At 38.6% G+C, this 6,631-nt stretch carries 5 protein-coding genes; 4 read left to right on the top strand and 1 reads right to left on the bottom strand.

Annotated elements, in window-relative coordinates; all coding sequences use genetic code 11:
• Positions 1-531: 531 nt before the first annotated feature.
• The 4 genes from F6K13_RS12460 to F6K13_RS12475 all read left to right on the top strand — a co-directional run bounded on the left by F6K13_RS12460 (position 532) and on the right by F6K13_RS12475 (position 6,239).
• A complete protein-coding gene (locus F6K13_RS12460) occupies positions 532-681 on the top strand; it encodes a transposase family protein (protein WP_161564508.1) in 150 nt (49 codons plus the stop codon).
• A gap of 176 nt (positions 682-857) precedes the next feature.
• The gene (locus F6K13_RS12465; protein ID WP_124144855.1) at positions 858-1,778 is read left to right on the top strand and encodes a cation diffusion facilitator family transporter; all 921 of its coding nucleotides are present in this window, start codon (positions 858-860) and stop codon (positions 1,776-1,778) included.
• 856 nt (positions 1,779-2,634) lie between these two features.
• Complete coding sequence (locus F6K13_RS12470; protein WP_124144856.1) at positions 2,635-3,333, top strand: 1-acyl-sn-glycerol-3-phosphate acyltransferase; 699 nt, start codon at positions 2,635-2,637, stop codon at positions 3,331-3,333.
• 479 nt (positions 3,334-3,812) lie between these two features.
• Positions 3,813-6,239, top strand: a complete 2,427-nt coding sequence (locus F6K13_RS12475) for a phosphoketolase (RefSeq protein WP_124144857.1) — start codon at positions 3,813-3,815, stop codon at positions 6,237-6,239.
• 189 nt (positions 6,240-6,428) lie between these two features.
• On the opposite strand, the gene F6K13_RS12480 is transcribed toward F6K13_RS12475, so the two are convergent.
• On the bottom strand, positions 6,429-6,631 hold a 203-nt coding region (locus F6K13_RS12480; RefSeq protein ID WP_287287516.1), incomplete at its 5' end, for a hypothetical protein.

Below are 6,631 nucleotides of genomic sequence, written 5' to 3' on the forward strand. Positions count from 1 at the left end.
AAATAAATTCTCCACTTATGAAGATTTAATGCTCCATAATTATGCTCTATAAAATCAGTTTTACTACTTATATTTAATCTTTCAATTTAAAGGAATAATCTTGAGCTTGATGCTCAATATAAGCTTAACTTGATCTCACTATTTTCATCATTTTTGTCTACTTTTTTTAATTTCAATTAAACCAAGCATGAAAAAAGAATACTACAAAAAAAGGCTGAAAATCATGCCTAAAAAGAACTTATCCAATCCTATAATAGACTTGTCGCTTTATAAGGTAAAGTATAGAACCCCTAAACGGATCTATTTAAAAATAGAGAAGGAGATGGGGAGATGGGGAGATGGGGAGATAAGAGTATTTTTCTACCTGCAAGGGAAGCTACCAGGTTTGCTATTGGGCGACGCGGGGTCTCATCCGCTTTTTCCCCATTCTCGTTCCTGAATTTCCACAACTTCCTCAGGCTGAGGACGGAAGTCAAAAGCACATACCGCCTCCAAAGATACGCTCAGGGGTTCTATAGAGTTAGAAGGAATTTGTCAACATCAAGCCGACCCACGAAAAAACCTCGATCTCAGGAATTAACTGACCAACAAAAACATCTCAATCAAGAAAAAAGTAGCGACCGCGTCAAAAGTGAACAGACAATATCTGGGGTAAACAGATATAATGCAGCTAGAGGATGATATCGAAATCACATCAAAGATGCGCGACGCTCGCTTCATGTTCACTGCAGCTGGACTCTGGAATTTCTACTTAATGGCAGGATAATTTAATGATTGAAAGGTAGAAATTTTCCATTTAACTTTAAGGTTTTATTTCGCGACAAGTCTATTAATTATTAATTATTAATTGTTGAACCATGTCTACCGATAATCGCAAACAAGTCCGCAAAGTTTTAATCATCACTTTACTACTAAATTTATTAGTGATGTTAATCAAAGCTGGAATAGCATTTTGGACAGGTTCTCTGAGTCTATTTGCTGATGCTTTGCACAGTGTCACTGACAGTGCTAATAACATTTTAGGGTTAGTCACAAATCATCTTGCCTCCCCTAAACCAGACCGCCAATATCCATACGGACATCAAAAATTTGACGCTATTGGCGCTCTAGGTATTGCTGCTTTCCTTGGTATTGCTTGTTTTGAAATTCTGAGTGGAGCAATACAACAAATAGTGGGCGGTAGTCAAGAGGTGAATATTTCTCCACCCGCACTATGGATATTATTAATTGTGCTTGGGATTAATATTTTTGTGGCATTTTATGAACGTCGGGTAGGACATAAAATCGGTAGTAGTATTTTAATTGCCGACTCTCACCATACAATGAGTGATATCTGGGTGACAGTAATTGTTATAGCTGGATTAATTGGTATTTGGCAAGGAAATATTTGGAATCTAACTATTTTCCGTTGGTTAGATGTGCTTTTAGCTTTTCCCGTTGCTCTTTTAGTGTTTCGGAGTGCTTGGGAAGTTTTGAAAGAAAATTTGCCTTGGTTGGTAGACTATATGGCAGTAGCACCAGAAGCTATTCATGCGATCGCGATGGAAGTTCCAGGAGTAGTTAATTGTCACGACATTGCTTCTCGTGGAATTATCGGTCGTCAGGTATTTATTGAAATGCACCTCATTGTTAATTCTAATGATATAGAAACTGCTCATCAAATTACTGAAAAGGTAGAAGCGCTTCTACAAGAAAGGTTTCATCCTGCCAGAATCATGATTCATGTTGAACCCCCTGCTTATCAATCAGAACATATTTCTTATCAATCTGATAGTTAAGCAAGTCTATAATTTTAATTTTAAATTTTCAGATCTGAGATTTCTGAGTAGGATTCGGATTTTTAATTATAGCACTACGTCTTTTGGCGTTTGACAATTTGAATTAAAAGCAACACAAGTAATATCATGTCCGGTTGAATATTATAAATAACGATAAAGGAGTCAGGAGTAATATCAAATCCATTTTATTGGACATAAAAAAATTCTCCAATCGTCATAACTATGCTCATCTTTGTCATTCTCTCTCCTCCTGACTCCCCCTCCTGGGAGGGGGAGGGGCGAGGGGTGGGTTGACTCCTCCTGACTTAACCATTCTATAACTGTTTAACCGGATTTGATATCAGGAGGGAAGAAAGAAAGAATAAATAGGAGGAAAAGGAGAAAGTTTTTTGTTTGCAGGCGCACAACTTTCCTAGGGTCATGCTACCGCAAACGTTAACGCGGAGCGCGGGACGGAGTTCTATCACTAATTATCCGGACATGATATAACAATAGTCTTAGAGCTGATTTGTAAACTAAGCTGAAACCTCTTTCTAGACTAGACTTGCTGGAAATTATGCTCATAGGGCTTAGATGTGGCTAAACCCTTGCACTTTGACATCCTCTCCGGCCTAAAGGCACGGAGATTCCTACTGAGCCGTAGCTCTTCGGCGGGTTGACGCTTCTTAGGCTTCTGCTACTTTGACAGTAGTCTTATGCTTGCCTCCACGTCCGTTTAGAGTTTCCGAGTGCCCCCCGGCAACTAATAATAGTGTAGCATATATTCAATTCACTTGCAAATAAAAAGTCGCCCGCTTATGGGCGAAGCTTTAAACCCAATTTTTCGGTAAACTTCTTCTTACCTTATACACCACCAATGACTAAAAACAATAAACCTAAGAATGATCAAGCATCTGCGGAAGTTACCTCTGAGTTCTCAGCTTGGTTAACTCCACTAACTTACTTTTTGTCATGCTGTATATTAGTGCCATTTTATTTCAAAATAGAAATCAGGGGTCAAAAAAATATACCAAAAACAGATGCAATTATTCTTGCACCTACTCACCGTTCTCGCTGGGATCCTCTAATTATAGCTTATGCAGCAGGTTTGTTTGTGACTAACCGTAAACTTCGATATATGGTCTCCGAAGAACAAACACGAGGTTTTCAAGGTTGGTTTATTCGTCGCTTGGGTGGGTTTCCTGTTGATCGCGATCATCCTGGAATTTCTAGTATTCGCCATAGTGTTCAACTCCTAAAAAATCAGGAAATGTTGGTACTATTTCCTGAAGGAAGAATATATCCCGAAAATAACAAAATTTATCCTATTCAATCGGGTGTTTCTCGTATAGCACTACAGGCAATATCTAGCAAAAAGGAACTTAATCTAAAAATTATTCCTGTTAGTATTTTATACGATCATCCAGCTCCTCCACCCTGGCGGTGTGGCGTTAAGGTTAATATAGGTTCTCCTTTAGAAGTCAAAGATTATCTTGGTTATTCTACAAAGCAAGCTGCTAAGATACTTACTGATAATATAGAACTTTCTATGACACAATTGCACAAAAAACATTAGGTTAGTTCAAGCTATCAAAGTAGCTAAAAATCAAGATAAATTATAGGCTTAAACTAAGTATGAGAAAATCAAAATAATAGTAGTTAAAATTTATCAAATAAGCTGAATTCATTAAATATAATAAAAAAATTATAATGAAAAACCTTGATTGAATAGGGCATTCTATAACCTATAACATAATTGGTATATATGTATATTGGTATATATCTATTATTTTTTCCCTCGAATAAAGATAATAATTATAAATACTAAACTTAACTAAATCTTAACTATCTTTTATGACAGTTTTATTGTAGAAATTAATTATAGTTATTTGTAACTAGATCGGCATAGTAATATAGCCATCTCATCTCCACTATTAGCAGAAACAAGAATGAATGTTTGAAATTGCTCAACTCAACTTAATCCTAGCAATGGACATTTATTCTGCTTACTAAAAGACAAAAGATGTAGAATTTTGTATAAGGGATCTGAAAATAATGGTATCAACACCAGAAAAAATAGCTTCGATCAGTGCTTTTGGCCAGGCGCGTTCAACCGTTGAAGGAACGCCCCTGAGTTCTGATGAACTCTACAAAATGCAAGCTTTTTGGCGCGCTTCTTGCTATTTAATGGTAGGGATGATTTATCTTAAAAAGAATCCTCTCCTACAGGAACCTCTAAGCCCTGAACACATTAAAAGTCGAATTTTGGGACACTGGGGGTCAAGTTCTGGTCAAGCATTTATATGGATACATCTCAACCGGATTATCAAAAAATTTGACCTTGATATGATTTATATGTCCGGTCCAGGACATGGCGCACCAGGAGTATTAGCTCCAACTTATTTAGAGGACACTTACTCAGAAGTCTATCCTGACAAGGGTCAAAATATACAAGGTCTAGAAAAATTCTTCAAAGAATTCTCTTTCCCCGGTGGTATTGGTAGTCATTGTACGCCAGAAACTCCAGGTTCTATCCATGAGGGAGGTGAACTTGGTTATGTACTTTCTCATGCCACAGGTGCAATTCTGGATAATCCAAATTTAATTTCTGTGCCAGTTGTGGGAGATGGTGAGTCAGAAACAGGACCTCTAGCTACATCTTGGCATTCCAATAAATTTATTAATCCCATTACAGATGGTGCTATCTTACCAATTCTGCATCTAAATGGTTATAAGATTAACAATCCTACAATTTTAGCTAGAATCAGCCATGAGGATTTAAGAAATCTATTTTTGGGTTATGGTTATCAACCATATTTTGTCGAAGGCTCCGATCCAGATAGTATGCACCAAGCAATGGCAGCTACCTTAGACCATTGTGTTCAAGAAATCAAAGCTATTCAGCAAGAAGCTAGGAGTTCTGGCAATGCCGATCTGCCACGGTGGCCGATGATTATATTCCGGACACCTAAAGGATGGTCAGCTCCCTCAGAAATTGATGGACACAAAATTGAAGGTTTCTGGCGGGCGCACCAAGTGCCGATGACTGATGTTGCTAAAAATCCAGAACATCTAAAAATTTTAGAAGGGTGGCTGCGTAGCTACAGACCAGAAGAACTTTTTGATGAAAGTGGCAAGTTTAAACCGGAATTAAGAGAAATAGCTCCTTATGGTGGCCGTCGGATGAGCGCTAACCCTCATGCCAATGGTGGTCTTCTCTGCAAACAATTGAATATGCCTAATTTCCAGGAATACGGTATAGAAATAGATAAACCTGGAACAATAGAAGCAGAAAATACTCGTCCTTTGGGTGTATTTCTCCGGGATGTCATGGCTAAGAACATGAATAATTTCCGGGTATTCGGACCTGATGAAAATACTTCTAATAAGCTGAATGCCATTTATGAAGTTAGTAAGAAAACTTGGATGGCAGAGTTTCTACCGGAAGACTTGGATGGTGGGGAGCTTGCACGAGATGGTCGTGTGATGGAAATGTTGAGTGAACACACTCTCGAAGGTTGGATGGAAGGATACATATTGACGGGAAGACACGGCTTTTTCTCGACTTATGAGGCATTTGCTCATGTAATTGATTCAATGGTGGGTCAACACACAAAGTGGATTGAAAAGTGCAATGAACTTAGTTGGCGTGAAAAAATTCCTTCTCTAAATTTGTTGATTACTTCTACAGTTTGGCGACAAGACCACAACGGTTTTACTCACCAAGATCCTGGTTTCCTAGATGTAGTTTCTAACAAGACTCCAGATGTAACTCGGATTTATCTACCACCTGATGTTAACTGTTTGTTATCGGTTGCTGACCACTGTTTGCGGAGCAAAAACTATGTAAATGTGATTGTGTCTGACAAACAGAAGCATTTGCAGTACATGGATATGGATGCTGCAATTAAGCATTGTACCAAGGGTATAGGCATTTGGGATTGGGCAAGTAACGACCAGGGAATGGAGCCTGATGTTGTGTTGGCAACTGCTGGAGATATTCCGACTAAGGAAGCTTTGGCTGCTAGTGTTCTTTTACGGGAAGCTTTCCCTGACTTGAAGATTCGCTTTATCAATGTAGTCGATCTGTTTAAGTTACAACCAGATACAGAGCATCCTCATGGATTGAACGATCGCGACTTTGATACTTTGTTTACTCTGGATAAACCAATTATCTTTAACTTCCACGGTTATCCTTGGTTGATTCACCGTTATACTTACCGTCGCACTAATCACAATAATCTCCATGTCCGAGGTTATAAGGAAAAGGGTAATATTAATACACCTTTAGAATTAGCTATTCGGAACAATATTGACCGCTTCAGTATTGCGATGGATGTAATTGACCGAGTAGATAGACTAAAAGTTGCAGGTGCTCATGCGAAAGAAGATTTCCGCAATGAGCAAATTTCTTGTCAAAACTATGCGTACGAGTATGGTGCTGACCGACCTGATATTGTTAATTGGAAATGGCCTTACTAGCTGAAGTCAGAAGTCAGAAGTCAATCTGCCTCTTTTTCTCCTAAGTAGATGACAATGTAGGAACGTTTCATGCAACGTTCCTACAGGGTTATAAGTTTTTGGCGTTGATGATTTGAGGTATGATATCATGTCCGGATAAGAGCTCGATAGAACTCCGTTCCGTTTGCGCGACCAAAAAACTTTCTCCTTCTACTCGGGGTTTCTTCTTCTTTCTTCCCTCCTGAGTCCTGTAGGGAGTAATGGCCATTCCCCCCTACGACTCCTGATATCATGTCCGTTTATATCGTTTGTGTAAACCCAAGGGTGAATATCTACAGGAAATGATGGTTTTTTCTTGCGAGGGTAGCCTTCTTTCCTCTTCCCTCTTTCTTCTTCCTTCTTCCTTCTTCCTT

Origin of the sequence: Okeania sp. SIO2B9, from assembly GCF_010672505.1 — a bacterium.
Classification (GTDB): Bacteria; Cyanobacteriota; Cyanobacteriia; order Cyanobacteriales; family Microcoleaceae; genus Okeania; species Okeania hirsuta.

Excerpts from the sequence above, each read along its gene's own strand:
- F6K13_RS12470 (WP_124144856.1), top strand. The coding sequence starts at position 2,635 with ATGACTAAAAACAATAAACCTAAGAATGATCAAGCATCTGCGGAAGTT.
- F6K13_RS12465 (WP_124144855.1), top strand. The coding sequence starts at position 858 with ATGTCTACCGATAATCGCAAACAAGTCCGCAAAGTTTTAATCATCACT.
- F6K13_RS12475 (WP_124144857.1), top strand. The coding sequence starts at position 3,813 with ATGGTATCAACACCAGAAAAAATAGCTTCGATCAGTGCTTTTGGCCAG.